The following is a 26,985-nucleotide window of genomic DNA, read 5'->3' on the forward strand; positions in this document are numbered from 1 at the left end:
GATCCACTCCGGCAATCACCGCAGAAGTGCGGATTTAAGGAAGTCTGAAGAGTGCGCAACAGGATGGCTCCCAAAGCCGGTACGACACCGGCCACGAACAGGGGGATGTCATGCTTCGCACAAGGAACAGAGTGACGGCCGTCGCTGTCACCGCGGCGGTGCTGACCGCTGCCGGAGCGGTCGCGTACGCGGCGATCCCGGACGCCAGCGGCCGGGTCAGCGGCTGTTACACGACCAACACGACCCTTCTCGGCCCGGCCAAGGGCTCATTGCGAGTCGTGGACAGCGGTGAGCAATGCCGCACCGGTGAGACCCCGATCACCTGGAGCCAGACCGGCCCGCAGGGTCCGGTCGGAGCCACCGGAGCAACGGGCGCCACCGGCGCGACCGGTGCGCAGGGTTCGACAGGTGCGCCAGGCGCCACCGGCCCGGCTGGACCCGTAGGACCTGCCGGGGCGGACGGTTCGCCGATCTGGGCCGTGATCGAGGACGGCTTCAACGGTCAGGGCCCGACCGTCCGAGTGGCCTACGGCAGCCACGCGACCGGCGCCGAGTTCACCTCCAACGGCAGCAGCGTGGTCACCTTCGACCAGCCCGTCGCCCAGTGCGCCATCCAGGTGACGGCGCGGGCCGACCACCCCGCGATCACCGCGCGGCCCTCCGACCAGAACCCCAACCAGGTGCAGGTCGTCCTGCTGGGCGACAACGGCGCGGTCAACCGGCCGTACTCGATCACCGTCTCCTGCTGAGCCGGTAGCTCATTGGGCGTCCGAGACCGCGTAAAGGGTCTCGGACGCCAACGGGAGTGCCAGCGTGTGGGTCGAGGACGGGGCCTGAGCTGGGTGGTGGGTGAGAAGCAGGACGGAGCGGGCGCCGGCTGCGGCGTACAGGTCCGCCAGGAGGGCTCTGCCAGTCTCGTCGTCCAGGTGCTCGGTCGGCTCGTCCAGGACCAGGATGTCGAAGTCGGCCAACAGCAGCCGGGCAAGGGCGAGCCGCTGTCGTTCTCCGCCGGACAGGCGGGCGCCGTGCTCGCCGACCATCGTGTCGAGGCCGTCGGGCAGGCTCTCGACGAAGTCGCCCAGACGGGCTTGGTACAGGGCCCGCCAGAGTCGTAGGTCGCTGGCGCCGGGCCTGGCGAGCAGGAGGTTCTCGCGGATGCTCGTGTCGAACACGTGGCTCTCCTGGGTCAGCAGACCGATCACCGAGCGCACGTCGTCGCCGTTGAGGTCGGTGATCCGGGTGCCGCCCAGTGCGACTTGACCGGCGGTGGGCTCGAGGAAGCGGAGGAGGACGGAGGCCAGGGTGCTCTTGCCTGAGCCGCTCGGGCCGGTCACCACCACTCGGCTGCCGGCGGCGACGGTGAGGCCGACATCCCGTAGTACCGGGCGGTCGGGGTAGCCAGCGTCCAGGTGGCTGATGACGAGTTCGCGGCCTACTGGTAGCTCGGTTGGGGTGGTGGGCTCCGTGACTGGGGTTGGGGCGCTCAGGAGGTCCTGCACTCTTGTCAGGGAGGCTTTGACCCGTGTGGCGATCTGAGCCGTCGCGGGGATGCCACCGAGCGCGTCCGCGAGGGCCAGCGGAGTCAGTACCAGCACCGCGAACACCGGCCCCGAGATGTCGGCCTGACTGCCGAACACCAGTCCAGCGAGGCACGCTCCGCCGACACAGAGCACCAGCAGCGCGTTCCCCAGCCCCGCACTCCAAGCGGACCGCCGCTCAGCCGCCGCCAGCCGCGCATCCGCCGCCGCAAACTCGGCCAGTACCGCGTCCGTCGCATTAAAAGCGACCACATCAGCCGCAGTCAGCAGCGTCTCAGTCGCCCCAGCCGCAACCTCTCCCCTATCCCCCGCAATCGCCTGCTCAGCCCGCCTAGCACTACGAGCCGTAACCCAAGGCACCACCGAGCAAGCAACCGCCACCGCAACACCCACCGCGGCTCCCGCCGCTGGCAGCAACACCACCAACAACCCCACCGTCGCCAACGCCGTCACCCCGGCCACCACCACCGGCAACACCACCCGCAACCACAGGTCCAACACCGCATCCACATCAAGCAACAACCGAGCCAGCAAATCCCCACGCCGCAAGCTCCCCAGTCCAGCCGGCGCCAACTCCTCCAACCGCCCAGTCACCCGAGCCCTAGTAGCCCCCAACACCCGATACGCCGCATCATGCGCCGCCAACCGCTCGACATACCGGAAAACTCCCCGCCCCACCCCAAACGCCCGCACCCCCACAATCGCCACCAACAACACCAACACCGGAGGCTTCGCCGCCGCGGTGGTGATCAGCCACGCAGAGGTCGCCAACAACCCAACCGCTGCCCCGGACGCCAACACCCCAGCCATGACAGCCAACCCCAACCGCCACCGAACCCCCCGCTCCGGCCGCACCAACCCCAACCACCCAGCCCCGCGCCCACCCCATCCCACCAAGCTGCTCACCTCGCGACTCCTATTACCGATCCGAGGCTCTCCCGAAGGCCGAGCGAGGGCTGGGGGTTGGGCTGGCCCACCTCGATCACCCGGTCGGCTGCGGCGAGCAGCGCCGGTCGGTGGGCCACCATCAGCACCGTGCGACCTGAAGCTCTCAGGCCGCTCACCACCGTCGCCTCCGCCTCGGCGTCCAGCCCGGCGGTGGGCTCGTCGAGCAGCAGCACCGGCGCCTCGGTGACGAGTGCTCGGGCAAGAGCGACCCGCCTGCGTTGGCCTCCCGACAGCAGTTGCCCGGCTTCACCGACCTGCTGCGCCGGATCCAGCTCCGAGGCTCCTGCATCGGCCAGCGCACGTAGTACCTGGGTGTCGGTGGCGTCCGGGCGGCCCAGGCGGATGTTGTCGGCGATGGTGCCGGTGCGAAGCCCCGGCCTCTGTGGCACCCAGGCGAACTGCCGGCGCCAGTCCTCGGGGGTGAACTCGTCGGCAGCACTCCCACCCGCGATCACCACCCCGCGCTCGGGTACGACGAAGCCCAGCAGAGCAGCAAGGACAGTCGACTTCCCAGCACCGCTCGGCCCGGCGAGAGCGACCACCTCGCCTGGCCAGAGGTCTAGATCGAAGCCGTCCAGGGCAGCCTCGTCCCGGCCGGGGTACCGCACGGTCACGTCATGCAGGTGCAGCGAAGTCACCCGCAAGTCCGGTACGTCGGTACGCCCGCCCCTCTCCGGCAGCGGCGTCTCCAACACCCGGAAGACCTCTTCGCTAGCCGCAACCCCATCGGCGCTCGCATGGAAGTGCGCACCGACCTGCCGCAGCGGCAAGTAAGCCTCCGGCGCCAAGATGAGCACCAGCAACGCCGTCTCCAGCCCCAGCTTGCCGTCGATCAGCCGCAGCCCGACACCGACCGCGACGAGCGCCACCGAGATGCTCGCGAGCAGTTCCAGCACGAACGACGACAGGAACGCCAGCCGCAGACTCTTCATCGACGCCACCCGATGCCGGTCCGTCACCTGCCGGACAGCCCTCACTTGTCCCTTCGCCCGCCCGAACAGCTTCAGCGTCGGCAACCCAGCAACCACGTCAGAGAAGTGATGAGCCAGTACTGCGAGCGCATGCTGCCTCCGACGACTGTGCGCCTGCGTAGCCCAGCCCACCAACGCCATGAAGACCGGGATGAGCGGCAACGTCACCACCACCGTCCCGGCCGCGATCAGGTCACCAGTAGCCATCCACCCGACCACACCGGCCGGCACTGTCGCCGCAAGCACCAACTGCGGCAGGTACCGAGCGAAGTACGGATCCAGATCGTCCAAACCCTTGGTGAGCAAGGTGGTCAGCGCACTACTCCGCTCACCGCTCAGCCAAGCCGGCCCCAGCTTCAACGAGTGCTCCAGCACCTGCCGCCGCAACGTCGACTTCACCGCAGCCGCCGCCCGCTGAGCCACCACCTCCTGCACCCACACCAACACCGCCCGAGCCGCCACCACCCCCGCCAGCAGCCAAGCCACCCGCCCGACCCCATCGCCCCGCAGCACCACCCCCGCGATCGCATGAGCGAGCAACACCGCCTGCACCACGATCAGGAACCCGGTCGCCACCCCGATCACCACAGACCCGACCAAGAACACCCGCGCAGCCTTGGCCCGCCGCAACAACCGCGGATCCAACGGCTTCACGACACCGCCACCCGCTCCACACTGACCCGCTTCTTGAACACCCAGTAGGTCCAGCCCTGGTACAGCATCACCAGCGGCGTGAAGATCCCCGCGATCACCGTCAACACCTTCAACGTGTACGGCGTAGAACTGGCGTTGGTAACCGTCAGACTCCACGCCGGGTCGAGCGTCGAGGGCATCACGTTCGGGAACAAGGCCACGAAGAGCGAGACGACACCCAAAGCGACTGCGGCGGCTGTTCCCACGAATGCCCAGCCCTCCCGGGCCATCCGATTGGCAACCAGCCCAGCGACCAGAGCGACTGCCGCCAGCCCAGCAACCACCGCCGAAGCCCCGCTTCCGTACTGCGAGTGCGCCCAGGCCAAGAAGCCCACCACCAGCACCACGGCGGCCAGGCCTGCCATCGACGCGAGTCGGTTGGCTCGCTCCCGCAGATCGCCGGTCGTCTTCAGGGCCAGGAAGATCGCGCCGTGGGCGATGAACAACGCCGTGAACGCAACCCCGCCCAGCAAGGCGAAGGGGTTGAGGACAGTGCCCAGGTTGCCGACGAACTCATGTGAGGCGTCCAGCGGCACACCGCGGACGAGGTTCGCGAAGGCGACACCCCACAGCAGCGGCAGCAGCGCGGAGCTCGCCGTGATGATCGTGTCCATCCGGCTGCGCCACACCAGATCGTCACGCTTGCCGCGGTATTCAAGGGCAACCCCGCGCAGGATCAACGACACGAGGACCGCGAACAGCGGCAGGTAGAACGCGCTGAAAAGGGTCGCGTACCACTCCGGGAAGGCGGCGAACGTCATCGCGCCGGCCACGATCAGCCAGACCTCGTTGCCGTCCCAGACCGGGCCGATCGTGGTGATCACCGCACGCCGCTCCGGCTCGTCCCGGCCGAGCACCCGGAGCAGGATGCCCACCCCGAAGTCGAAGCCCTCGAGCACGAAGTACCCGATCCACAGCCCCGCGATGATCAGGAACCAGACAGTTGTGAGTTCCATTGAGATCCCCTAGTACGCGAACGAGAGCGGCTTGTCGGCGTCGTCCGGCGAATCGCCGGGTGGATCGCCCGGCGCCGGCGACGTACCGGCGAGCCCGGCCCGGATCGACTTGAGCATCAGCTTGACCTCGACCACCGCCAGTACGCCGTACAGCAGCGTGAACCCGATCAGCGAGATCAGCACCTCGGACATCGTCGTGCCCGGCGAGACCCCGGCCGACGTCGGCAGCAACCCGAACACCAGCCACGGTTGCCGCCCCGTCTCGGTGAACACCCACCCGAAGACGTTCGCCAGCAACGGCAGCAGCGGCAACGGCACCGCCAGCCAGACCAGCAACCGATGCGGCGCCCGGCCCTTCCTGGTTGCCCAGAGCAACAAAACGGCAAGCGCGGCGGCGGTCATCCCGACCCCGATCATCAGCCGGAAGGTCCAGTACGTGAGCGGGACGTTCGGCTTGTACGAGCCGGGGCCGTAGAGCTTCTCGTACGACTCCTGCAGATTGTTGATCCCCTTGACCTCACCGTCGAAGTGCCCGGTGGCGAGGAAGGACAGCAGGTACGGAACCTTGACCGAGTAAATTTCGCGAGAGCCATCCAAAGTTCCCACGGTAAAGATCGAGAACGGGGCAGGTTTCTCCGACTCGTAGAGTGCCTCGGCCGCCGCCATCTTCATCGGCTGCACCTCGGTCATCACCTTGCCCTGCTGGTCACCACTCAGGGCGACCCCGGCGCCGGCCACGATCAGCATCACCGCGCCGAGGCGCAGCGCAGTACGGAAGGCGCCGGTGTCGACGCCCGGCCGGCGGACCAGGTGCCAGATCGCCACCGCCGCGACGAACGCGCCGCCGACCATGAAGGCCGCGAAGATCGTGTGCGGGTAGGTGACGAGCACGACCTTGTTGGTCAGCACCGCCCCGATGTCGGTCAGCTCGGCGCGGCCGCGCTCGGCGTTGTAGCGGAAGCCGACCGGGTTCTGCATCCACGAGTTGGCGGCCAGGATGAAGTACGCCGACAGCTGGGTGCCGAGCACCACCATCCAGATGCACGCCAGGTGAACGCGCCGAGGCAACCGGTCCCAGCCGAAGATCCACAACCCGATGAAGGTCGATTCGAGGAAGAACGCGAGCAGCCCCTCGAGCGCGAGCGGCGCTCCGAAGACGTCGCCGACGAAGCGCGAGTAGTCGCTCCAGTTCATCCCGAACTGGAACTCCTGGACCAGCCCGGTGACGACGCCCATCGCGATGTTGATCAGGAACAACTTGCCGTAGAACTTGGTCAGCCGCAGGTACTTCTCCTTGCCGGTCCGGTACCACGCGGTCTGCAGGCCGGCCGTCACAGCGACCAGCGACAGCGTCACCGGGACGAAGAAGAAGTGGTACACGGTGGTGATCGCGAACTGCCAGCGAGCCAGGTCGAGCGTGTCCATCGGAGCCCTCCCGGGCGATCTACGACGTTACGTAGTAGATGCTAGCGCAGATCTACTACAACGCGTAGTTATACTGGCCACATGTCCGCCGACGAGAAGGCTCCCCGCCGCCTTGGAGACCTCGAGCGGCTGGTGATGGAACAGCTCTGGGCCGCCGACGGCGCGCTCACCGTGCGCGAGGTGCACGAACGGCTGTCCGGGACCCGCGAGCTCGCCTACACCACCGTGATGACCGTGCTGGACCGGTTGGCGAAGAAGCGGCTGACCGAGCGCGAGCGCGACGGCAAGGCCTGGCGCTACAAGGCAGCCGCTCCCCGGGAGGAGCTGGCCGCGGACCTGATGAAGGACGCACTCGACCGGGCCGGCGACAGGCGTGAGGCCCTGGTCCGGTTCGTCGGGCAGGTCAGCGACGAGGAAGCAGCGCTGCTCCGGGACGCGCTGGCTCGGCTGGAGGCGCGGGAGGGGTGATCGCCCCGCTCGTACTTGCGGCTCTGGCCCTGGTGCTGACCGGGCCGGTCCCCGCGTTCATGGCTCGCGCCGGGTGGCCGTACCGGATCCCCCGGGCCGCAGTGGTCCTGTGGCAGGCGATCGCGCTGGCCGCAGTACTGGCTGCCTTCGGGGCTGGGATCGCACTCTCGTACTCGACAGCTGGTGAGCCTGGTGAGCCACGGTTCGACCCGTCGTCACCACGAGACCTTGCTGCGGCTCTAGTACTGGCCCTGACCGCCCTGGTCGGCATCCGGCTGCTCTGGGCGGTCGGACGCGTCGCTGTCGGGACCAGAGCGCGCAGGAAGCGTCACCGCGACCTGGTCGATGTACTGGCGACACCGGACGGGCTGATCCCCGGTCTGCGGGTGCTGGCCGAGGAGACGCCACTCGCCTACTGCCTGCCGGCCCTGCGCGGCGCCCGGGTGGTCGTGTCGGTGGGTGCGCTCGACAGGCTCGACGACGGCGAGCTGCGCGCAGTACTGGCGCACGAGCAAGCGCATCTGCGGGCGCGGCACGACCTGGTACTGGAGGCCTTCACAGCACTCCACATGGCCTTCCCCCGCTTCGTCCGGAGCGACGTCGCGCTCGACCAAGCGCGCACGCTGGTCGAACTGCTCGCAGACGACGACGCGCGACGCCGCAACGGCCCACTCCCGCTTGCCCGGGCACTGGTCGCACTAGCGGGCTCCCCAGCACCAGAGGCCGGCCTAGCCGCCGCCAAGTCCTCCACTGTGCTCAGAGTCCAGCGACTGGCCGACCCTGCCCCCAACGCAACCCTGCTGTCGACCGCCGCCTACACAGCAGCAGTACTCCTCTTGGTAGTCCCCACCTTCACCGTCGCAGCACCGATCGTGAAGGCAGTCATCCACGCGGTCAGCTAGGCGCGTACCGGAGCAAGACCCCGTTGGTCGCCCACGGACCGGCCTCGATCAGCTCCAGCGAGAACTGGCCACTGGGGAACACGCTCTTGCCGCCGCCCACCACAACCGGGCAGACGCGCAGTTGCACCTCGTCGACGAGTCCAGCCGTCAGCAAGCTGTGGAAGAGCGAGATGCTCCCCCACAACACGATGTCCTTGCCCTCCTCGGCCTTCAGCGCCGTCACCGCGGCCACCGCGTCCGGGACGACCTCACCCGGCTCCCACTCACCCCAGGGCGCCGCCTCAAGGGTCGTCGAAGCGACCACCTTGCGCAGCGCGTTCAGCCGCGGCGCGAGCCGATCCGTTGCCGTCGGCCAGTAATCGACGAAGAGCCGGTAGGTCGTCGCACCGAGCAGCATGGTGTCGACGCTCTCGAGCAGCGCCAGGTTGTCGTCGTCACTCTGATCGGTGACCGCGGCGAAGAAGTCGAGCGAGTCGCCCGGCCCGGCGGCGTACCCGTCGAGCGTGACGAATTCCTGGAAGACGAGTCGTCTCATCCCAGCAGACTAGAGGCCGATCTTCTTACCTTCACCCCGAGCGACCGCCAGCAGGACGAGGCCTGACAGAACCAGCAGGATCACCATGGTCAAAACGAACGTCAGCACTTGCTTACTTCTCCCCGTTGCATTGCCCTACCCGAACCCTCACACCAGGTGGACGTCCCTACCCGCCGAGAAGTTCCCCGAAACCCTTGGCTACTTCATCAATTCGCCAGTCCAGAGTCCCCGGCGTCACGACGAGCTCGACCCATGACCAGCCCGGTACGTCGGCCGCCTGCCACGTGTACGACAGCGACTCACGCGTCGCCTCCATCCGCAGTACCGACGCCAGCTCGATCTCGGCGGCCGGTCGCGGCGCGTAGACCCGGAACGAGTTGGTGTGCGGCGGCTCCGGAAACACCCGGAATCCCGTGCCCTGCAAGGCTTCTGCCAACTCGACCGCCCGCTGGTGGAGCTCATCCATCTGCGGCAGCACCGTCCGCAGACCCTCGCGCGCGGACACGGCGTACGGGAAGAGCGTGTAGACGTTCCCACCGAGCCGGCGCTGCCAGCGGCGTACCTCTGCGATCACATCCTCGGGCCCGGCGAGTGCTGCTCCGCTCAGGCCACCCAGTCCCTTGTAGAAGGAGACGTAGACAGTAGCGGCGAGTGCGGCGACCTCTGCCAGGCTGTGCTCCAGGTACGGCGTGCTCTCCCACAGGCGAGCGCCATCCAGGTGCAGTGGAACGCCACGCTCCTCACAAGCCGCAGCAAACACCACCAGCTCGTCCCAGGTCGGCAGTACGAACCCACCGTCGCGCAGTGGCAGCTCCACCGTCACCGCAGCCAGCTTGCCCGGGATAGCGGCAAGCTCATCCGGCCGCGGCTGCCGCGGCTCGGACGTCATCCGCTCCATCCGCAGGTGGTGCACCTCTTCCAGCGCGTTCAACTCATGCACCAGCAGATGAGACAACCCGTGTACTGCGATGCGCTGCGTCCCCGCGCGATCCGCGAACACCCGGAGCACACTCTGCTGAGCGAGGATTCCACTGGGCAGGAAGACGGCAGCAGGCTTGCCGAGCAGCTCGGCGACCTCCTGCTCGAGCAACTCGACCTCACCGCCGTTGCCGTAGCCGTCCCGCTCATCCGACGTCGCCGCGTCCGCGAGAGCCCGCAAGGCGTCGGCCGGCGGGACCAGGCGGCCGCCCAGCCAACGGGTGCAGTCAGCGGCCGCTGCCTTGCGTCGTGCTTGCAGATCCTCGGATGCGTCGGTGGTCGCGTAGTTCACGCTATCCATCCTCTCGGACGAGGCAACCCGATTTCAGACCTGGGTGGTGACGATGTGCGCGCCCTGGACGGTTTTGATCTCCACCGACTTCACCTGGTCGATCGGTACCAGCACGCCACCGCCGAAGCGGCTGCCTTCCTTGGCGGCCTTCTCCGAGATGACCCAGCTACCGGCCACGTAGACCCGGCCGGTCTTGTCGGTGATGAGCATCTCGCACTTGTCGCCGGCCTTCAGGTTCGTCAGCTGGACATTGACCCAGGCCCAGCCGGCCCGCGGCTCGACCGTCGTCGCCATCGTGACCTTGGTCTTGGCGTCGGTGGCCGTCGCCTGCTTGGAGCCCGCCGGGGGTGGCGTCGCGCCGGCGACCGGCTCGTCGACGGACTGGCGGCCGATCAGTACGCCGCCGCCCAGTGCTCCGGCCACCACTACAACTGCCGCGGCGACCAGCAGCCACGGACCCCGCTTGCGCGAGCCCCCGGCGGTCTGCTCGGCTACCTGGTGCCCAACAGGCTCGGCCTCGGCAGCCTCAGAGCGCACCTGGCGCAGCGTGCGCTGCAGCAGCAGGTCACCGTCCTCCGGCGGCCCGTCGAGGAACGCCTCGGGCGGTACCTCACCGAGGAACTCCTTCATCTCCTCGAACCCGGCCAGCTCCTCGCGCGCCTCGGCGCAGCCGGACAGGTGCTCGTCGACCTCGCGGATCTCGTCCGGCTCCAGCCCGCCCAGCACGTAGGCGCCGAGCTGCGAGTGATCGTGCTCGCTCATCGGGCCACCTCCGCTTCCGGTCCTGCCATCACCGCGCGCAGTGCTCGGAGGGCGTAATACGATCTCGATTTCACGGTACCCGGCGGAACACCGAGTTCCTTCGCGGCCTCGGTCACTGACCGGCCGCGGTAGTACAGCTGGACAAGTACTTCGCGATGCTCGGGTGACACCTGGTCGAGTGCGTCCATCACCACCATGGTGTTGACGACGGACTCGGAGTGATCACCCTCCACCGGCGGCCGGTCCTCGACCTCAGCCACCTCGGCCGGCCGGACTGCTCGCGCCCTGGCCCGGTCGGTGACCAGGTTGCGCGCGACCGTCAACAGCCAGCCACGTACCGACCCCTTGCCGTCCATCAGGTCGTCTGCGTGCTTCCACGCCCGGACCAGAGTCTCCTGGACCACGTCCTCCGCGGCAGCCCGATCGCCGGTCAGCCGGGTCGCGTAGGCCAGCAGGCTGCGGCCGTGTTCGGCGTACAGGGAGCGGATCAACGCCTCGGCCGCGTCCGGACGGCGGTCCGTGTCAGCCACCGCAGTCCTCCCGACCTCGATCGACTTGGTCGATCGTACGATAGGGGATCGCGCCGCAGGACCCCACGCGGGGCCCTGCAGTACGCGGCAGTCGGCTGTGGCCATCACGTCAACTCGCCAGAGCTCAGTAGCCGTAGCCGGCGCCAGAGTCCGACGAGGTGTCGGTGGTGATCTTCTTGCCGTCCGCGCCGACGACCCACCAGGTACCGCCGACGGCCTGGCCCTTGGCTTCCCCTGCCTTGCCGTCCTTGGCGAACTCGTACACCGGCGAACCTGCCAGCGTGAGCTGCTTGCTGCCGTCGGTACGCGTGACGGTGCCGACGAGGGACGCGTCCACCCCGGCCAGTTGCGGCGTACCGGATCCGGCCAGTACTGGCGGCCACATCGCCGCGCAACCGCCGTCGCAGTTCGACTTCGACGGGTCGGACGTGTCGTTGTCGAACACGTACAGCGTCCGGCCGGTGCCGTCGACGACGACCTTGCCGAGGTTCCCGACGTCGGCGGTGGCGAGCTTGGTCTGCGACGACGCCGCGTTGTTGGAGGCCGCGGCGGGCTTGTCGTTGCCGCCACCGCACGCGGTGAGGGCAGACAGTCCGAGGACTGCCGTTCCGACGACGATGGCAAAGCGCTTCATGGTCCTGCTCCCTTGGATTGTGTGTCTGTTCGACACCATCCACACGGATGCCTGAGCCAACCGGTTCACGGGAGAAGGCCTGGTTATCTTTACGTTATGAGCACTCAGGAGAATCTGCCGGCCGCTGTCCGGCGAGCACTGGCCGCGGTCGACGCCCTCGACGCCGACGCCTTCGTCGCGGCGTTCGCGCCGGACGGGTTCGTCGACGACTGGGGCCGGCAGTTCCGCGGCCCGGAGCGGATCCGGTCCTGGAGCGACAGTGAGTTCATCGGCAAGAACGTCACCTTCACGAGCACCGAGGTGTCCACGCCCGGGAACCCGGTCACCGTCGTCACCCAGGTGGGTGGCGACGGCTTCAACGGGCCTTCACACTTCACGTTCGACGTACAGGACGATCAGCTCGCGTCGATGACGATCACGGCCTGAAGACGATCTTCCCGGTACGACCTGGCCGCCGCGCGTGGTCGAGTGCCTCGCGGTACTCGGTCACCGGGTAGCTCGCCTCGACCTCGGCGCTGAGCACCCCCTGGGCAACCAGTTCCGCGAGCTCGCCGTACGTCGAGGCGATCTCTTCCGGCGTGGAGTTCTGCAGCCAGTTGACGATCCAGATCCCCCGCAGCTTCAGCTGCCGGTAGATGGAGTCGCCCAGCCCGACCGGCACCGGCTGACCGGTGACGGACGAGTAGCTGACCAGCGTCCCCTCGAACTCCAGCGCCGACGCCAACGCACCGACCGTGGCATCGCCGGCCCCGTCGAGTACCAGCTTGAGCTGCTGCCCGCCGAGCTCCGCCTTGATCCGCTCAGTCAGGTCGTTGCCATCGACAACAACCAGGCCGGCGCCCTGACGACGGAGCCGATCCGCCGCCTCTTCACTCCGTACGACGCTGAGCACCTTCAGTCCGGCCCGCTTGGCCAGACCAAGCACGTACTGTCCGACCGTCGAACTGCCCAGGTTCTGGCCGACCCAGTCCCCCGGCTGCAGGTCGACGTACCGGGTGAGCAGCAGATGCGCGGTCAACGGGTTGGTGGCGACCAGCGCGAGCTGCGCGGGATCCCCCTCGTCCGTCACCGGTACTACGTTGCGCGCGTCCACGACAACCTCGTCGGCCCAGGTGCCTTGCTGGTAGTTCGGCAGGATGATCACCCGGCGGCCGACCAGTGCCTGGTCGACCGACGCCCCCGCGGCGGTCACCCGGCCGACACCCTCGGTGCCGAGCGCGAACGGCGGCTTCGCCTGGAAGCCGTACTGGCCGGCGGCGATCATCAGGTCGACCGGGTTGATCACCGCGGCCTCGATCGCGACCAGCACCTGGTCCGCACCGACGGTCAGATCAGGATCGGTGACCAAGGTGATGTCCTTGTCGATGTCACCGATGGCGTTGAGAATCAGCTGGCTCATATCTGTAACCCCTCTTGGATTGTCAGTTCTTGATGCTGAGGACCATGCGGAAGCGGGCCGCGCCGGACAGCATCCGGGCGTACGCGTCGGCCGCGTCCTCCAGCCCGACCGGCTCGACCATCGGCCGGACGTCGTGGGCGAGGCTGAACGCGAGGTTCTCCTCGTTCTCCAGCGGGGTGCCGGTGAGCGACCCCTTGATGCTCTTGTTCCCGAAGAGCAACTGGACGGTGGGGACCTCGATCGGGTCCATCGCGGCGCCGACGACCATCAACGTGCCGCCCCGGACGAGTCCGTCGAGCAGCGGCGTCATCGACGCGCCACTGGAGGCGGTCGGGATGATCACCTTGGCGCCGCCGAGCGCCTGCAACGCCGCGGCCTGGTCGACCGCGGTGCTGTCGATGTACTCGGTCGCGCCGAGCTTCAGGGCCAGCTCGCGCTTGTCCTCACCGCGAGCGATGGCGACGACGCGCAGGCCGAGCTTGGCGGCGTACTGGATCGCCAGGTGGCCGAGGCCGCCGATGCCCTGGATGGCGACCAGGTCGCCGGGCCAGAGGTTCGACTTCCGCAGCGCGTTGTAGACGGTGATACCGGCGCACAGCAACGGCGCCGCCTCGACCGCGTCGAACTCCTCCGGTACTGCGACCAGCCCCGTGGCCCGCGTTGTCACGTACTCCGCGTAGCCGCCGTCGATCGAGTCGCCGAGGATCTGCTGGTCGGTGCAGTAGACGAACTCACCACGCCGGCAGGACTCGCAGACGCCACAGTGGCCGCCGAAGTACCCGACGCCGACCCGCTGGCCGACGGTCCAGGTGGTGACGCCCGCGCCGAGTGCGTCGACCCGGCCGACCACCTCGTGGCCCGGGACGATCGGCGTACCGACCGGGTGGTGATGGAACAGGTTGTCGACGCCGACGACGTCGCTGTGACAGATGCCGCAGGCCTCGACGGCGATCCGGACCTCACCCGGTCCCGGGTCGGTCAGTTCCCGCTCGGCCAGGCTGAAGACGCCCTCGGTGGCGTGCACCGCGCGATAGGTGGTCATTATTACTCCTAAGACGGTCGGTCATCTTGCGATGGTCAAAGGAAACCCCTCGTCGACCGAGGGGTTCTGGGTCAGCCCTTGAACAGGCTGGCGAAGGTGATGCTGAAGAAGCTCTCGAAGGGTTCCGTCGACTTGTACGCGCGAGCCTGGATCAGCGTGCCTTCCCAGGCGCTCAGCAGGTAACGCGCGGTCTGGTCAGCGTTGAGCTCCTTGCGGATGCTCCCCGCCTCCTGCCCCTCGGCGATCGCGCCGGCGAGCAGGCCGCTCCAAACCTCCAGACCGGTCCGTACGCCGATCCGGATGGGCTCGCTGTGGTCGACGATCTCGGTCCCGAAATTGCCCAGCAGGCAGCCCCGGGTGATCCCGAAACTGATCACTTCGTCCCGAAGGAACTCGAAGTGCTTGCGAATCCGGGCCACCGGCTCGACCGACTTGTCGGCCAGATCCCCCAGCCGCCGCCCGTCGCCATAACGCTCCAACGCCACGATCGCGAGCGCTTCCTTGCTCTCGAAGTGGTTGTAGAACGACCCCTTCGGAACACCCGCCCGGTCCGTGATGTCCTTCACCGCCGCCGCATTGAACCCCCGCTCATGAAACTGAGCCAGCGCCGCCTCAACAATCTCTTCCCGCATACTCCGCCGTGCCATGAACCCAATATGACCGACCGTCTTGAAATAGTCAAGGTAGGGTCCCCGACCATGACTTATGGGTGGGGACCCGGCGAGGGCGCCGAGGGGCCGGGCAGTGGTGGTTCGCCCTGCTGTGCCGCCCAGAAGCGCGCAAAGCTCTCAAAGCCGATCTACCGAGAACTGTGGCGAAACTCCGCGGTCTGTTCGGCTGACCCACCCCAACGCTCAGCGTCTGGTGCCGTCACCACGCTGCCCTGGGGAATCCTCGCCGGACCTGGGGTGGACTCTGCCGCCGTGGCTCAACCGGTTTGGGGAGGGTTCTGTCCGGAACCGGGGAGCCGAATGTGCCGATCAGGGTGCATTTCCCTCCCCACTCGGGCAAATCGCGAGCGGCGGCCGGGGCGGCTTCAGCCTCCCGTGCGGCCCGGACGGTGCCCATTGTCGCAACCGAAGAAATCGTCCGCTTCCCGGGCCATTTCGCAAGCATCGACTCTTCGTAGTCGCTGGTGCTGTGCGACCAGCTCCTCGGCAGTCATCCGTTGCCGGTGGGCCAACGGGCGCAGCTCAGCGACTTCGGTGCCGTTTCTGGTGATGCGATAGGTCTCGCCTGCTTCGACGGCAGCTAGCACCACGGTGGATCGATTGCGGAACTCGTTCTCCGTGATGACCCTCATCCGACCAGTCTGTCAGGCGGGTTCGTGCTCGCGGATTCGCTGGCTGATGACCGCGGAGACGCCGTCGCCTCGCATGGTGACGCCGTAGAGGGCGTCGGCCACCTCCATCGTGCGCTTCTGGTGGGTGATGACCAGGAGCTGGCTGTTCTCGCGGAGTTCTTCGTAGATCTCCAGGAGGCGGCCGAGGTTGGTGTCGTCGAGGGCAGCTTCGACCTCGTCGAGGATGTAGAACGGCGACGGACGGGCCTTGAAGAGGGCGACCAGGAAGGCGACCGCGACCAGGGAGCGCTCACCGCCGGAGAGCAGCGAGAGCCGCTTGACCTTCTTGCCGGGCGGGCGGGCCTCGACGTCGATACCGGTGTTGAGCATGTCGTCGGGATCGGTCAGCACGAGCCGGCCCTCACCACCGGGGAACAACCGGCTGAAGACGTGTTCGAAGGCGACCTCGACGTCGCGGTAGGCCTCGGTGAAGACCTGCTCGACCCGGTCGTCGACCTCCTTGACGATGTCCATCAGGTCCCGCCGGGACTTCTTCAGGTCCTCGAGCTGCTCGGCGAGGAAGCGGTGCCGCTCCTCCATCGCGTCGAACTCCTCCAGCGCGAGCGGGTTGATCCGCCCGAGCTGACCGAGCGCGCGCTCCGCCGTCTTGAGCCGCTTCTGCACCTTCACGCGGTCGAACGGCTCACCCTCGAGCTCGAGCGTGTTCTCGTCCCCGTCCTTCACCAGCGGCGGTACCAGCTGATCCGGCCCGTACTCCGCGACCAGCGCCTCGACCTCAGTGCCCAGCTCGCTGAGCGCCTTCTCGTACAGGGCCTCCAGGCGCATCTTCTGCTCGGCCCGGGCCAGCGCATCGCGGTGCACGGTGTTGGTGAGCTGCTCCAGCTCGCTGCTCAGGTTTCGGGTGGCAGAGCGGGCCTGTGCCAGCGCCTGCTCTCGCTCGGCCCGCTGAGCCTGGATGGCCGACCGCTCGGTCGCCGCAAGCTGCAGTGAGTTCTCCAGGCGAGCCAGTACGTGACCAGCAGCCAGGTGGACGGCCTGCGCGGCCTCGGACTGCCGCGCCCGCCGAGTCGCCCTAGCGATCGCCCGAGCCCGGGCCTCCCGCTCCTGGCGAGCTGCACGCTCCAGTGAGTCGGCCCGGCCGGACAGGGCCCGCGCACGCTCCTCAGTGGTCCGCAGCGCGAGCCGTGCTTCCATCTCGCCCGCACGGCCTGCCTTGGCGGCCTCGGCGAGCCGGTCACGCTCGGTCGGGTCGGGCTCGTCGCCTTCGTCGTCGCCGTACTGCTCGACGTCGCTGAGACGCTTCTCCAAGTCAGCGAGGCCGGACAAGTTCTTGTCGCGCTCCTCTGCGGCCGCAGCGATCGCCTCAGCCATCCGCTGGGCCTCACCGCGAGACGCCTTCGCCAGCGACCCGAACTGGGCCAGCTGCTCGGCCACCGCGGCCATCGAAGCGTCCGACTCGTGCAGCCGGGCCAGGGCGATCTCGACGGACTCCTTCTGGCTCCCCCGCTCACGCTCCATCGCGGCCAGCTCGAACCGCAGCCGCTCACTCCGGGCAGTGGCCTCGGTCAGCTTCTCGGACGCCTCGTCGACGGCCGACTGCACCTCGATCAAGCTCGGTGCCGCGTCAGAACCGCCGTACGCGAAGTGCGCACCCAGTACGTCGCCAGCGCGGGTCGCCGTGGTGATGTCGGGCAGGTGCTGGACCAGCGAGCGCGCAGCCGGTACGTCCTCGACGACAGCCACCTTGCGGAGCAGCCGCCGGAGCGCCGGGCGCAGTGTCTCGGGGCAGTCGACCACGTCGACCGCGTAGGTCGCGCCGTACGGAAGTGAGGGCCAGCTGGAGTAGTCGTCGGCCGGGGCGTCCCCGAGGAGCAGCCCAGCGCGGCCGAGGTCGTGCTCCTTGAGGTGCCCGACAGCGTTCAGCGCGGCCTGCGTGTGGGTCACTGCGACGGCGTCGGCCGCCTCGCCCAGCGCTGCGGCGATGGCAGTCTCATAGCCGGCGCGGACGCTCAGCAGCGCCGCCACGGAGCCCATCAGGCCGGTGATCTGCTCGGAGGCGGCCAGCAGGGCGCCGGCGCCGTCCTTGCGGTTGAGGCCCATCTCCAGGGCGTCCTTGCGGGCCGTCAGCCCAGCGCGCTCGCGCTCGGCGTCGCGCTCCTCGGCGCGGAGCTTGGTGAGGCGCTCGTCCAGCTCGTCCAGGACGCTCTGGGCTGCCTCGTACTCCTCGTCCAGCCCGCGCTCACCGGCATCGAGGCCGGCCACCTGGGTCTCAAGAGCGGTGAAGTCGTGCTGCGCCTTGGCGGCTCGCGCCTCGGCTTCGTGCTGGTTGGTGGCGAGTCGGCCGATCTCGGACTCGGCGGCGGCCGCGCGGCTCTTCAGCGCGTTCACCTGGCCGGTCAGCCGGGCCAGACCCTCGCGACGGTCGGCGGCGGCCCGGATCAGCGCCGCGATCCGCTTCTCCTCCTCGGCGTGCTCGGCCTCCAACTTCTGCCGGTGCTCGATCGCCTGCTGCAGGAGCTCGGAGTGCGCCTCGACCTCGGCCTCGATCTGCGCCTCGGTCTCACGGACCCGGGCAGCCTCCAGCTCGAGCTCTTCGGGGTCGCGTCCGCTGCGGGACTCCTCGGCCTCGTCGTTGAGCGAGCGGATCCGGTCGGCGGCGATCCGGGCGGTGCCCTTGATCTTCTCGCTGAAGCCGGACAGGGAGTACCAGGTGTCCTGCGCGGCCTGGAGGGCCGGCGCGTCGGTGCGCAGCGCGTCCTCCAGCTCGGCCTCCATGTCCCGTGCCTCGCGCAGGGCGGCCTCGATCTGGGCGCGCTTCTCGGTCAGCGCCGCCTCGTCCTTCAGCTCGGCCTCGAGCGCGGACTGGGCCTGCACGATGTCGTCGGCGAGCAGCCGGGAGCGGCCGTCGCGAACCTCGGCCTGAATGGTCACCGCGCGCCGGGCGACCTCTGCCTGGCGTCCGAGCGGCTTCAGCTGGCGACGGATCTCGGCGATCAGGTCGCCGAGCCGGTGCACGTTGCCCTCGGTCGACTCCAGCTTGCGGAGCGCCTTCTCCTTGCGCTTGCGGTGCTTCAGGACGCCGGCGGCCTCCTCGACGAAGCCGCGGCGGCCCTCGGGGGTCGCGCGCAGGATCGAGTCGAGCTGGCCCTGGCCGACGATGACGTGCATCTCGCGGCCGATACCGGAGTCGCTGAGCAGCTCCTGGACGTCGAGCAGCCGGCAGTTCTGGCCGTTGATCTGGTAGTCCGAGCCGCCGTTGCGGAACATCGTCCGCGAGATGGTGACCTCGGTGTAGTCGATCGGGAGCGCGCCGTCGGTGTTGTCGATGGTCAGTACGACCTCGGCCCGGCCCAGCGGGGCGCGGCCGGACGTACCGGCGAAGATGACGTCCTCCATCTTGCCGCCACGCAGCGACTTGACGCCCTGCTCGCCCATCACCCAGGCGAGACCGTCGACGACGTTGGACTTGCCGGAACCGTTGGGCCCGACGATGCAGGTGATCCCCGGTTCGAAGTTCATCGTCGTGGCCGACGCGAACGACTTGAAGCCTCGGAGCGTCATGCTCTTGAGGTACAAAGCGATTGCTCCCAACCCGTGAAAGGACAGACGATACCGAAAGGAACCGTCATAACCGCAATCGCGCCACTTGACGCCCTGTGACGCTGCCGCTACCGGGGGAAGTAGTTCCAGAAATCACTGTACCTACAGCGGACGCGCAGAATCCGCAAGGAAACGCGGCGGAGGCCCGGACGGGGGCCGCCGCCGTCTGTCAGTGCGGTCGGTAAAAGGTGGTGCGGCTTCGGTGGGTCAGACCGAAGCAGGCTCGCGCAGAGCCTCGTCCACTGTCAGCAGACGCCCGTCGTGTACGGCTGCGACCAGATGGTCGTTCTCAGCCTGCAGGCGCATCACGTGCGCCTCCAGATCGGCGACACGCCGGTTGAGCAGACGTACCTGCTCGAGCATGCGCGGGTCAGTGCCTCCAAGGTGCCCTAAAAGAGCCTTGGCCATTGTGCTGTCCTCCGGAAGGGTTCTGGCAGGTGGCGCCCCTGGGGTCCGCGGAGCGCAGAATTGTGTGCCGTCTTTCAGGGTGACACCGGGATCGGGTTGGGTCAACCTGGGCTACTGGAATTAACGATTTCCCGCTCACCACCGGGCGTGTCGCGGTACCGGCTGACACTTCGGGCAGCGGAACGAGGAACGGTTCATGAACGGTTCCCGACGGATCGGGCGGCCGTCGCGCGGACAGGGCGAATCCTCTTGCCCGTAGACTGCGAGACCCCGCTCGAAATAGCCGGATTCCCCGTTCACGTTGACATACAGGGCATCGAAGCTGGTCCCGCCGACGGCCAGCGCCTCCCCCATCACCGCCTTGGCGTGACCGAGGATTTCCCTTGCCTGCAAGGGTTTCATCGTCTCGGTCGCCTTGGCGTAATGCAGCTTGGCGCGCCACAACGCCTCGTCGGCATAGATATTCCCGATACCGCTGACCAGCGTCTGGTCGAGCAACGCCCGTTTCAAGCCGGTTTTCTTGCGCCGCAGCGAGGCGACGAAAAGCGCCTCGTCGAACAAAGGATCGAACGGATCCCGGGCGATGTGCGCGATCTCGCCGGGCAGTTCGGCGCCGCCCTCGGAGTACGACAGACCACCGAACATCCGCTGGTCCAGAAAACGGACCTCTCCGCCCTCATCGGCGAACCGGAATCGGATCCGCAGGTGCTTCTCGTCCGGCGCACCGACCGGCTGCACCCGGAACTGCCCGCTCATCCCCAGGTGCGCCAGGACGGCGTCCCCGGACTCCAGCGGCAGCCACAGGTACTTCCCACGCCTCGCCGGGGCCGCGAACGTCTGGCCCTTGAGCTTGGCGACGAAATCGTCCGGCCCGGCGAGGTGCCGCCGGACCGGACGTGGATGCAGTACTTCGACGGCGTCGATCGTCCGCCCGGCGGTGAAATCCGCGAGTCCGCGGCGAACGACCTCTACCTCCGGAAGCTCAGGCACCTCAGGGTTGCTGTGAGGGGTCTGTGCTGTCGGGGTGGGCTGCCCTGAGCGCCTTCCAGGCGGTCTCGGCAGCTTGCTGCTCGGCTTCCTTCTTGCTCCGGCCGATGCCGTGCCCGTAGGTGTCCGAACCGATCCGCACCCGCGCCTCGAACGTCTTGGCGTGGTCAGGACCGGACTCGGCGATCACGTACTCCGGGACGCCGACACCCAGCTGGGCCACCAGCTCTTGCAGGCTGGTCTTCCAGTCCAGGCCGGCGCCCAGCCGCGCAGACGACTCCATCAGCTCGTCGAACAGCGTGTGCACGACCCCGCCGGCCACCTCGAAGCCACGGTCGAGATAGACCGCGCCGATCAGTGCCTCGACGCAGTCGGCCAGGATCGACGACTTGTCCCGCCCGCCGGTGGCTTCCTCGCCACGCCCGAGCCGAAGGTACTTACCCAGCTTCAGCTCGCGAGCGACACCCGCCAGCGCGCGCATGTTGACCACAGCGGCGCGCAGCTTGGCGAGCCGGCCCTCGGAGAGGTCCGGATGGTTGCGGAACAACGACTCCGTGACGATGACGCCGAGCACGGAGTCCCCGAGGAACTCCAGTCGCTCATTGGTCGGCAACCCACCGTTCTCGTACGCGAACGAACGGTGGGTGAAGGCGTGCTCCAGTAAATTGTCAGCCAGCGATACGCCGAGCCGCTGGTTCAGCTCGGCGTAGAGCCCCGATTCGTTGGCAGAGTTCACTGGGTTGGTGCCGTTTAGCTCTCGACGACCTGGCGACGCTCACCCTTGGCGCCGTACTGGCCGCAGGTGGGGCACACGGTGTGCTGCAGGTGCTTCGCGCGGCAGGCGGGGTTCACGCAGGTGACCAGCGAAGGCGCGGTGGCCTTCCACTGGGCCCGGCGGTTCCGGGTGTTGCTGCGCGACATCTTCCGCTTCGGAACGGCCACGGTTATGACTCCTCGGTTCGGCCGGGGGCTTGCGACCCGGCCGGCTGGCTGGTGACTTGGAAAAGCTTTCGGGAACTGCTGGTACTACTGTTTTTCATCCTGCGGGAGCAGGCCCTGCAGAGCGGTCCAGCGGGGATCGACGCCGTCCTCGTGCTTGTGACCGGGCTCGTCCGCCAGCCGCACCCCACACTCGGGGCACAGACCCAGGCAGTCGTCCGAACACAAGGGCTGGAACGGCAGCGCGAGCACCACCTGGTCCCTCAACGCCGGCTCGAGGTCGATCAGATCGCCCTCCATCCGGCTGGCCTCGTCCGGCTCGGCGTCGCTCTCCGGGTAGACGTACAGCTCCTGGACGTCAGCGAGGAACTCGTCCTCGATATCGACCAGGCACCGCGCGCACTCCCCGACCAGCCGGCCACTGGCCGAACCGGACACGAGCACCCCTTCGACCACCGCTTCCAGTCGCAGATCGAACTGGATCGGTTCGCCTTCGGGAACACCGATCACGTCGATTCCGAGGTCGGCCGGTGCCGGTGCCGTGAAGGAGACTTCGCGCTGGGACCCGGCGCGGCGTGACAGCTCGTGGGTATCGATCACGAGTGGGGACCGCGGGTCCAAGGCGCTCAGGACATCCCTTTCAGGCGTAGGCAGGCAGAATCTCGGTCTCAACAAGACCAGTGGACAACATTACCAACTCCGGCCCGTCTGACCCAATCCGGGGCAGCCTACAGCGTGGCGAGCAACTTCGTGTGAACGCTCGGAGGCAGGAACTGGTCTACCGGACCGCCGAGTTTCGCAATCTCCTTGACCAGGCTGGAGGAGATGAAAGCGTTCTCCGGCGCCGTGGGCACGAAGACGGTGTCCACGCCGGACAGCTTGCGGTTCATTTGGGCCATCTGCAGCTCGTAGTCGTAGTCGGCCCCCGACCGAAGCCCCTTGACGATCACACCGGCGTTCTCGGCCCGGCAGTAGTCGACCAGCAGCCCCTCGAAGGTGCCGACCCGGACGTTGCCGTACGGCGCGGCGATCTCGGTGAGCATCGCGACCCGGTCCTCGACCCCGAACAGCCGCTGCTTGGACTGGTTCACGCCGGTCGCGACGATCACCTCGTCGAAGGCGGCCGACGCCCGGGCGATCACGTCCAGGTGGCCGTTGGTGGGCGGGTCGAAAGTACCGGGGAACACAGCCCTACTCATGGCGGTGACCGTACCAAAGCCGGGCCTCGCCGTACTTGCGATCCCGCAGCGCGGCGAACCCCTCGGGCCACTCCCACGGCTCGCGCTTGGCCCGCTCGACCACGACAACTGCGTCCTCGGCCAGCCAGCCGCGTTCCACCAGCGTCGTCAGGACTTCCTGCAGCTCGGCGGTCTCCAGCTTGTACGGCGGATCGGCGAAGACCAGGTCGATCGGGTCGCCCGAATTGGTGCCCGTGGCAACCTTCTCGACGGGTCGGGTGAGGAGGGTGGCGCCGGGGAGCCCGACCGCCTTGATGTTGGCCGAGATCACCTCTGCTGCCTGGCGATCGGCCTCGACCAGGACGACCCGGGTGGCCCCGCGGGACAACGCTTCCAGGCCGACGGCGCCTGATCCGGAGTACAGGTCGAGGACCTGCAGGCCGTCGAAGCTGCCGAATTCCGCTTCCAGGGAAGAGAAAAGCGCTTCCCGGACCCGATCGGCGGTCGGCCTGGTTCCGTTGCCAGGTGGGACGGCGATGCGCCGACCGCCCGCCACTCCCCCGACGATGCGCGTCACGTTTTCTCCAGGTAGTCGGTGGCTTCTGACTCCAGCGCGCTGCGCACGAAGGCCCGTAGTACGGGGTACTCCGTGAGCTCGGCGTCGACCGAGATGAGCGAGTGCGCGACGTGCCTGGCCGTCAGGATGATCTCCTCGTCGCGGAGCACGCTGAGCAGCTTGAGACTGCTCCTGCGGCCGGACTGAGCGACGCCGAGCACGTCGCCCTCACGCCGCGTCTCCAGGTCGATCCGGGACAGCTCGAAGCCGTCCGTCGTCGCCGCGACCGCCTCCAGCCGCTGCATGGACGACGAGCCCGGCCAGACGTAGCTGACCAGCAGGCAGAGCCCAGGCACCTTGCCCCGGCCGACCCGCCCGCGGAGCTGGTGCAGCTGGGAGATGCCGAACCGGTCCGCGTCCATCACCACCATCGTCGACGCGTTCGGCACGTCGACGCCGACCTCGATCACGGTGGTCGCGATCAGTACGTCGATCTCGCCGGCCGCGAACCGGGTCATCACCGAGTCCTTCTCGTCGGCCGGCAGCCGCCCGTGCAGGATCTCGACCCGCAAGTCGCCCAGCGCCGTCTCGAGCACCTCGGCCACCTGGATCACCGAGATGGCCGGCCGGGTCTTGGCCTTGGACTCGCTCCGCCCGTCGTCGCCGTCGTTGAGCTCGCCCTGGGCGAATTCGCCTTCCTCGTCGGCGGCGTTCTTCACGTCGTCGCCGATCCGCGGGCAGACGACGTACGCCTGATGGCCCTTGCCGACCTCCTCACGGACCCGCTGCCAGGCGCGCTCCAGCCACTCCGGCTTCTGCAGCGCAGGTACGACGTTGCTCTTGATCGGCGACCGTCCGGCGGGCAGCTCGGTCAGCGTGGAGACCGCGAGGTCGCCGAAGACGGTCATCGCGACCGTCCGCGGGATCGGCGTTGCCGTCATCACGAGGGTGTGCGGGGTCGCGTCGCCCGACTTCTGACTCAGCGCGGCCCGCTGCTCGACGCCGAACCGGTGCTGCTCGTCGACCACGACCAGCCCGAGATCGGCGAACTGCACCTTGTCCTCGAGCAGCGCGTGCGTGCCGACGACGATCCCCGCTGCGCCGCTGGCCGCGTCCAACATCGCCGTACGCCGCGCTGCCGCGTTCAGCGACCCGGTCAGGAGTCCGACCCGGGTCGCCTGCTCGGCCCCGCCGAGCATGCCCTGCTCGGCCAGCTCACCGAGCATCTTGGTCAGCGTCTTGTGGTGCTGGGTCGCGAGCACCTCGGTCGGGGCGAGCAGTACCGCCTGGCCGCCGGCGTCGACCACGGACAGCATCGCCCGGAGCGCCACGACCGTCTTGCCGGAGCCGACCTCGCCCTGCAGCAGCCGGTGCATCGGGTGCGCCCGGCTGATGTCGGCGAAGATCTCGTCGCACACCTCGGTCTGCCCGTCGGTGAGCTTGAACGGCAGCCTCTTGTCGAACTCGTCCAGCAGGCCGCCCTTGGTTCTTTGCCGCGGAACGGCCTTGAGCGCATCCGTGACCGCCCGGCGCTGGGCCAGGATCGTCTGCATCACCAGCGCTTCCTCGAACCGGAACCGCTTCTGGGCGATCTCGATGTCCTTCTCGGTCTCCGGCAGGTGCGCCTTCTGCAGCGCCTCGCGCAGGCCGATCAGCTTCTCCTTGCGCAGGATCAGCTCGGGGATCGGGTCGTCGACGTCCTCGAGGTTGTCCAGCACGATCTTGACGCTGCGCTCGATCGTCGCCGTCGGCAGCTTCGCGCTGGCCGGGTAGAGGGGCCGGAACGGCTTGGCCCGGCGCTCGATCTCCTCCTCGGTCAGGTCCTCCTCGTCGAGGATCTCGGTGCCCGGGCCCTTGAGCTGCATGGTGTCGCGGAACATCGTCACCTCGCCCCAGAACAGGGCGGCGGTACCCGCGACCAGCTTGTTGGCCAGCCAGGGCTGGTTGAAGAAGGCGAGCTCGAGGTCGTTGCGGCCGTCGGTGACGACCACCTTGGTGATCGTCTTGTGCCGGCGGAACTTCTGCACGTCGTCCGGGCGGATCTCCTGCTTGGAGTCCAGCGAGCGGACGGTGACCTTCTTGACCCGGCCGCTGACGGTCGCCTGGTCGCCGACCTGCAGCTCGTCGAACGGGGTCAGCTCGCCCTTCTTCAGGTACCGCCGCGGGTAGTGCCGCAGCAGCTCGCCGACGGTCTCGATGCCGAGCACCTCGGAGAAACTCTTGGCCGTCTTCGCCCCGACGAAGTCGCGGAGCTTGCGGTCGATGTCGGTCTTCATTCCACCCCGATCAGCAACGGGTACCTTTCCTGTCCTCCGTCGTACACCACGACATCGACATCCCGGCGAATCCGCCGCACGTGCCGCACCACCGCGTCGACCAGGCCAGCCTCGACCTCGCGGCCGGTGACGACCGTCATCAGCTCGCCACCGCCGCCCAGCAGCCGGTCGACGACGCCGGTCGCGGCGGTCTCCAGATCATCGGTGATCAGGCTGAAGTCGCCGTCCACGACGCCTAGCGCGTCGCCGATGCGGCAGGTGCCGGCCATCGTCCAGGCGTCCTTCACGGCGATCGTCACAGCGCCGTGGCGGGTCTGCCCGGCGGCGGCCGATAGCTGGACTACTGCGTCGTCGAAGCTGCGCTCGGGGTCGTGGACCGCGATGGCCGCTAGTCCTTGCACCTGGGCGCGGGTGGGGATTACTGCTACCCGGATGCCGTCTTGTCTTGCCGCTGTGGCTGCTGCCTCGGCTACTGCGATGGAGTCGCTGTCGTTGGGGAGGATGACGATCTCCGGTGCGCCGGAGCGCTCGATGGCCTTCAGGAGCTCGCCTGTCGAGCACCGCCGGCCGGGGCCGCCGCGGACGACCACTGCGCCCGACTCTTCGAACAGGTCGGCCAGCCCGTCACCTGCGGCCACGGCGATCACTGCACGGTTCGGGACCGGCTCGCGGTGGGCCATGTCGGCGAAGTGGGTGACTCTGATGCGGTACGGGCGTCCGATCCCGATGCCGAGCTCGATGGTCGCGCCGACGTCGTCTGTGTGCACGTGGACGTTCCAGAGCTCGTCACCGCCGACCACCACGACCGAGTCGCCCATCCCGGCCAACTGCTTGCGGAAGTCGGTGATCTGCTCGTCAGGCGCCTCCAGCAGATACATCACCTCGTACGCCGGTCCGTCTGGGTCCAGGTCGGTCCCAGCCGCCCCTACCAACTCCTGCGGCGCCACCCGAGCCGGTACGCCGCTGGTCGCCGCCGGAGCTCTGCCCGACAGCACCGACTCCATGGCGCCCAAGATGACGACCAGGCCCGCGCCCCCGGCGTCCACCACACCCGCACGGCGTAGTACCTCCAACTGCTCGGTCGTCTTGGTCAGCGCCACCCGCGCGGCTGCCACAGCCGCCAGACACACCTCTGCCAGGCTCTTCCCCGCATTAGCAGCCTCCAGGGCCGCCTCTCCGGCCCTCCGAGCCACAGTCAGCATGGTGCCCTCGACAGGCTGCGCCACCGCGCTGTAGGCCGCGTCAGCCGCAAACACCAACGCATCCGCAAACGCCGCAGCCTCACTCATCCGAGCATCCGCCAACACACCATTTGAAGTCTCTTGCTCTGGTGGGAGGTTCTCTGCCAGGCGGAGACCGCAGGCGCGGACCAGCTGGGAGGTGATGACGCCGGAGTTGCCGCGGGCGCCTAGGAGGGCGCCTCGGCCGAAGGCTTGGACTGCTTCGGCGAAGGTGAGGTTGCCGGCCGGGAGGGCGTCGCAGGCGGCTTCCCAGGTTAGGTACAGGTTGGTGCCGGTGTCGCCGTCGGGGACCGGGTAGACGTTGAGTTCGTCGATCTCGACCCGGGCGCGCCCGAGCTCGGACAGCGCGGTACGGGCCCAAGCTCGCAGTACCGCCGTCGTCAGCACCTCTCCACGCACATCCACGCCCGGAAGGCTAACCGGT

At 68.2% G+C, this 26,985-nt stretch carries 27 protein-coding genes; 4 read left to right on the forward strand and 23 right to left on the reverse strand.

Features of this window, described 5'->3' with window-relative positions:
• The first annotated feature begins 131 nt into the window (after positions 1-131).
• On the forward strand, positions 132-749 hold the full coding sequence (locus tag OHA70_RS37860; protein WP_328326351.1) for a hypothetical protein: 618 nt from the start codon (positions 132-134) through the stop codon (positions 747-749).
• 9 nt (positions 750-758) lie between these two features.
• Here the strand turns inward: OHA70_RS37860 and cydC are convergent, their stop codons facing one another.
• Genes cydC through OHA70_RS37880 form a run of 4 tightly spaced genes read right to left on the reverse strand, consistent with a single transcriptional unit; the run spans position 759 to position 6,531 of the window.
• A complete protein-coding gene (cydC, locus tag OHA70_RS37865) occupies positions 759-2,444 on the reverse strand; it encodes a thiol reductant ABC exporter subunit CydC (protein ID WP_328326354.1) in 1,686 nt (561 codons plus the stop codon).
• On the reverse strand, positions 2,441-4,111 hold the full coding sequence (cydD, locus tag OHA70_RS37870) for a thiol reductant ABC exporter subunit CydD (protein WP_328326356.1): 1,671 nt from the start codon (positions 4,109-4,111) through the stop codon (positions 2,441-2,443). The genes cydC and cydD overlap by 4 nt, the downstream gene beginning before the upstream one ends.
• Complete coding sequence (gene cydB, locus OHA70_RS37875) at positions 4,108-5,106, reverse strand: cytochrome d ubiquinol oxidase subunit II (protein ID WP_328326358.1); 999 nt, start codon at positions 5,104-5,106, stop codon at positions 4,108-4,110. Before cydB ends, cydD begins: the two co-directional genes overlap by 4 nt.
• A gap of 9 nt (positions 5,107-5,115) precedes the next feature.
• Entirely contained in the window at positions 5,116-6,531 is a 1,416-nt protein-coding gene (locus OHA70_RS37880; protein ID WP_328326360.1) for a cytochrome ubiquinol oxidase subunit I, read from the reverse strand.
• 81 nt (positions 6,532-6,612) lie between these two features.
• Here OHA70_RS37880 and OHA70_RS37885 point away from each other — a divergent pair, with 81 nt between their 5' ends.
• Together OHA70_RS37885 and OHA70_RS37890 are read left to right on the forward strand one after the other, a co-directional pair.
• On the forward strand, positions 6,613-6,999 hold the full coding sequence (locus OHA70_RS37885; protein ID WP_328326362.1) for a BlaI/MecI/CopY family transcriptional regulator: 387 nt from the start codon (positions 6,613-6,615) through the stop codon (positions 6,997-6,999).
• The gene (locus tag OHA70_RS37890) at positions 6,996-7,901 is read left to right on the forward strand and encodes a M56 family metallopeptidase (protein WP_328326364.1); all 906 of its coding nucleotides are present in this window, start codon (positions 6,996-6,998) and stop codon (positions 7,899-7,901) included. The genes OHA70_RS37885 and OHA70_RS37890 overlap by 4 nt, the downstream gene beginning before the upstream one ends.
• Here OHA70_RS37890 and OHA70_RS37895 read toward each other — a convergent pair.
• The 5 genes from OHA70_RS37895 to OHA70_RS37915 form a co-directional block, all read right to left on the reverse strand.
• Positions 7,894-8,436 (reverse strand): dihydrofolate reductase family protein, encoded by a 543-nt coding sequence (locus OHA70_RS37895; RefSeq protein ID WP_328326366.1) that lies wholly within the window; start codon positions 8,434-8,436, stop codon positions 7,894-7,896. The two genes, OHA70_RS37890 and OHA70_RS37895, sit on opposite strands and share 8 nt — an antisense overlap.
• 166 nt (positions 8,437-8,602) lie before the next feature.
• On the reverse strand, positions 8,603-9,706 hold the full coding sequence (locus OHA70_RS37900; RefSeq protein WP_328326368.1) for a threonine aldolase family protein: 1,104 nt from the start codon (positions 9,704-9,706) through the stop codon (positions 8,603-8,605).
• A 33-nt stretch (positions 9,707-9,739) separates the two neighbouring features.
• Positions 9,740-10,468, reverse strand: a complete 729-nt coding sequence (locus OHA70_RS37905; protein ID WP_328326370.1) for an anti-sigma factor family protein — start codon at positions 10,466-10,468, stop codon at positions 9,740-9,742.
• On the reverse strand, positions 10,465-10,998 hold the full coding sequence (locus OHA70_RS37910) for a sigma-70 family RNA polymerase sigma factor (protein ID WP_328326372.1): 534 nt from the start codon (positions 10,996-10,998) through the stop codon (positions 10,465-10,467). The genes OHA70_RS37905 and OHA70_RS37910 overlap by 4 nt, the downstream gene beginning before the upstream one ends.
• A 124-nt stretch (positions 10,999-11,122) precedes the next feature.
• Entirely contained in the window at positions 11,123-11,632 is a 510-nt protein-coding gene (locus tag OHA70_RS37915) for a hypothetical protein (protein ID WP_328326374.1), read from the reverse strand.
• A 96-nt stretch (positions 11,633-11,728) separates the two neighbouring features.
• Between OHA70_RS37915 and OHA70_RS37920 the strand changes: the two genes are divergently transcribed.
• Complete coding sequence (locus OHA70_RS37920) at positions 11,729-12,058, forward strand: nuclear transport factor 2 family protein (RefSeq protein ID WP_328326376.1); 330 nt, start codon at positions 11,729-11,731, stop codon at positions 12,056-12,058.
• On the opposite strand, the gene OHA70_RS37925 is transcribed toward OHA70_RS37920, so the two are convergent.
• The 14 genes from OHA70_RS37925 to OHA70_RS37990 all read right to left on the reverse strand — a co-directional run bounded on the left by OHA70_RS37925 (position 12,048) and on the right by OHA70_RS37990 (position 26,966).
• Positions 12,048-13,031 (reverse strand): zinc-dependent alcohol dehydrogenase family protein, encoded by a 984-nt coding sequence (locus OHA70_RS37925; RefSeq protein WP_328326379.1) that lies wholly within the window; start codon positions 13,029-13,031, stop codon positions 12,048-12,050. The genes OHA70_RS37920 and OHA70_RS37925 overlap by 11 nt on opposite strands.
• A gap of 22 nt (positions 13,032-13,053) precedes the next feature.
• On the reverse strand, positions 13,054-14,073 hold the full coding sequence (locus tag OHA70_RS37930; RefSeq protein WP_328326382.1) for an alcohol dehydrogenase catalytic domain-containing protein: 1,020 nt from the start codon (positions 14,071-14,073) through the stop codon (positions 13,054-13,056).
• A gap of 71 nt (positions 14,074-14,144) precedes the next feature.
• Positions 14,145-14,720: a TetR/AcrR family transcriptional regulator gene (locus OHA70_RS37935; RefSeq protein ID WP_328326384.1), complete on the reverse strand. Its 576-nt coding sequence runs from the start codon at positions 14,718-14,720 to the stop codon at positions 14,145-14,147.
• A gap of 389 nt (positions 14,721-15,109) precedes the next feature.
• Positions 15,110-15,376 (reverse strand): type II toxin-antitoxin system Phd/YefM family antitoxin, encoded by a 267-nt coding sequence (locus OHA70_RS37940; RefSeq protein WP_328326386.1) that lies wholly within the window; start codon positions 15,374-15,376, stop codon positions 15,110-15,112.
• A 12-nt stretch (positions 15,377-15,388) separates the two neighbouring features.
• Positions 15,389-18,937, reverse strand: a complete 3,549-nt coding sequence (gene smc, locus OHA70_RS37945; protein ID WP_328326388.1) for a chromosome segregation protein SMC — start codon at positions 18,935-18,937, stop codon at positions 15,389-15,391.
• Positions 18,938-19,183: 246 nt separating this feature from the next.
• Entirely contained in the window at positions 19,184-19,339 is a 156-nt protein-coding gene (locus OHA70_RS37950; RefSeq protein WP_328326390.1) for a hypothetical protein, read from the reverse strand.
• 180 nt (positions 19,340-19,519) lie between these two features.
• Entirely contained in the window at positions 19,520-20,374 is an 855-nt protein-coding gene (mutM, locus tag OHA70_RS37955; protein ID WP_328326392.1) for a bifunctional DNA-formamidopyrimidine glycosylase/DNA-(apurinic or apyrimidinic site) lyase, read from the reverse strand.
• A 1-nt stretch (position 20,375) separates the two neighbouring features.
• The gene (rnc, locus tag OHA70_RS37960; RefSeq protein WP_328326394.1) at positions 20,376-21,107 is read right to left on the reverse strand and encodes a ribonuclease III; all 732 of its coding nucleotides are present in this window, start codon (positions 21,105-21,107) and stop codon (positions 20,376-20,378) included.
• 14 nt (positions 21,108-21,121) lie between these two features.
• Positions 21,122-21,313: a 50S ribosomal protein L32 gene (gene rpmF, locus OHA70_RS37965; protein ID WP_270137530.1), complete on the reverse strand. Its 192-nt coding sequence runs from the start codon at positions 21,311-21,313 to the stop codon at positions 21,122-21,124.
• Between the two features lie 84 nt (positions 21,314-21,397).
• Positions 21,398-21,910 (reverse strand): YceD family protein, encoded by a 513-nt coding sequence (locus OHA70_RS37970; RefSeq protein ID WP_328326400.1) that lies wholly within the window; start codon positions 21,908-21,910, stop codon positions 21,398-21,400.
• A gap of 128 nt (positions 21,911-22,038) precedes the next feature.
• A complete protein-coding gene (gene coaD, locus OHA70_RS37975) occupies positions 22,039-22,509 on the reverse strand; it encodes a pantetheine-phosphate adenylyltransferase (RefSeq protein WP_328326402.1) in 471 nt (156 codons plus the stop codon).
• Positions 22,502-23,065 carry a 16S rRNA (guanine(966)-N(2))-methyltransferase RsmD gene (rsmD, locus tag OHA70_RS37980; RefSeq protein ID WP_328326404.1) on the reverse strand — a complete coding sequence of 188 codons (564 nt, stop codon included), beginning with the start codon at positions 23,063-23,065 and terminating at the stop codon, positions 22,502-22,504. The genes coaD and rsmD overlap by 8 nt, the downstream gene beginning before the upstream one ends.
• A complete protein-coding gene (gene recG / locus OHA70_RS37985; RefSeq protein WP_328326406.1) occupies positions 23,062-25,320 on the reverse strand; it encodes an ATP-dependent DNA helicase RecG in 2,259 nt (752 codons plus the stop codon). The genes rsmD and recG overlap by 4 nt, the downstream gene beginning before the upstream one ends.
• Entirely contained in the window at positions 25,317-26,966 is a 1,650-nt protein-coding gene (locus OHA70_RS37990) for a DAK2 domain-containing protein (RefSeq protein WP_328326408.1), read from the reverse strand. The genes recG and OHA70_RS37990 overlap by 4 nt, the downstream gene beginning before the upstream one ends.
• Positions 26,967-26,985 lie beyond the last annotated feature (19 nt).

Origin of the sequence: Kribbella sp. NBC_00382 (genome assembly GCF_036067295.1) — a bacterium.
GTDB lineage: Bacteria > Actinomycetota > Actinomycetes > Propionibacteriales > Kribbellaceae > Kribbella.

Bases quoted from the DNA above. Each gene is read 5' to 3' on its own strand.
- OHA70_RS37935 (WP_328326384.1), bottom strand. From the start codon at position 14,720: ATGGCACGGCGGAGTATGCGGGAAGAGATTGTTGAGGCGGCGCTGGCT.
- OHA70_RS37885 (WP_328326362.1), top strand. From the start codon at position 6,613: ATGTCCGCCGACGAGAAGGCTCCCCGCCGCCTTGGAGACCTCGAGCGG.
- OHA70_RS37915 (WP_328326374.1), bottom strand. From the start codon at position 11,632: ATGAAGCGCTTTGCCATCGTCGTCGGAACGGCAGTCCTCGGACTGTCT.
- OHA70_RS37905 (WP_328326370.1), bottom strand. From the start codon at position 10,468: ATGAGCGAGCACGATCACTCGCAGCTCGGCGCCTACGTGCTGGGCGGG.
- smc (WP_328326388.1), bottom strand. From the start codon at position 18,937: ATGACGCTCCGAGGCTTCAAGTCGTTCGCGTCGGCCACGACGATGAAC.
- OHA70_RS37925 (WP_328326379.1), bottom strand. From the start codon at position 13,031: ATGAGCCAGCTGATTCTCAACGCCATCGGTGACATCGACAAGGACATC.
- OHA70_RS37880 (WP_328326360.1), bottom strand. From the start codon at position 6,531: ATGGACACGCTCGACCTGGCTCGCTGGCAGTTCGCGATCACCACCGTG.
- recG (WP_328326406.1), bottom strand. From the start codon at position 25,320: ATGAAGACCGACATCGACCGCAAGCTCCGCGACTTCGTCGGGGCGAAG.
- OHA70_RS37895 (WP_328326366.1), bottom strand. From the start codon at position 8,436: ATGAGACGACTCGTCTTCCAGGAATTCGTCACGCTCGACGGGTACGCC.
- OHA70_RS37930 (WP_328326382.1), bottom strand. From the start codon at position 14,073: ATGACCACCTATCGCGCGGTGCACGCCACCGAGGGCGTCTTCAGCCTG.
- coaD (WP_328326402.1), bottom strand. From the start codon at position 22,509: ATGAGTAGGGCTGTGTTCCCCGGTACTTTCGACCCGCCCACCAACGGC.
- OHA70_RS37950 (WP_328326390.1), bottom strand. From the start codon at position 19,339: ATGCTCGAGCAGGTACGTCTGCTCAACCGGCGTGTCGCCGATCTGGAG.
- OHA70_RS37940 (WP_328326386.1), bottom strand. From the start codon at position 15,376: ATGAGGGTCATCACGGAGAACGAGTTCCGCAATCGATCCACCGTGGTG.
- cydB (WP_328326358.1), bottom strand. From the start codon at position 5,106: ATGGAACTCACAACTGTCTGGTTCCTGATCATCGCGGGGCTGTGGATC.
- OHA70_RS37920 (WP_328326376.1), top strand. From the start codon at position 11,729: ATGAGCACTCAGGAGAATCTGCCGGCCGCTGTCCGGCGAGCACTGGCC.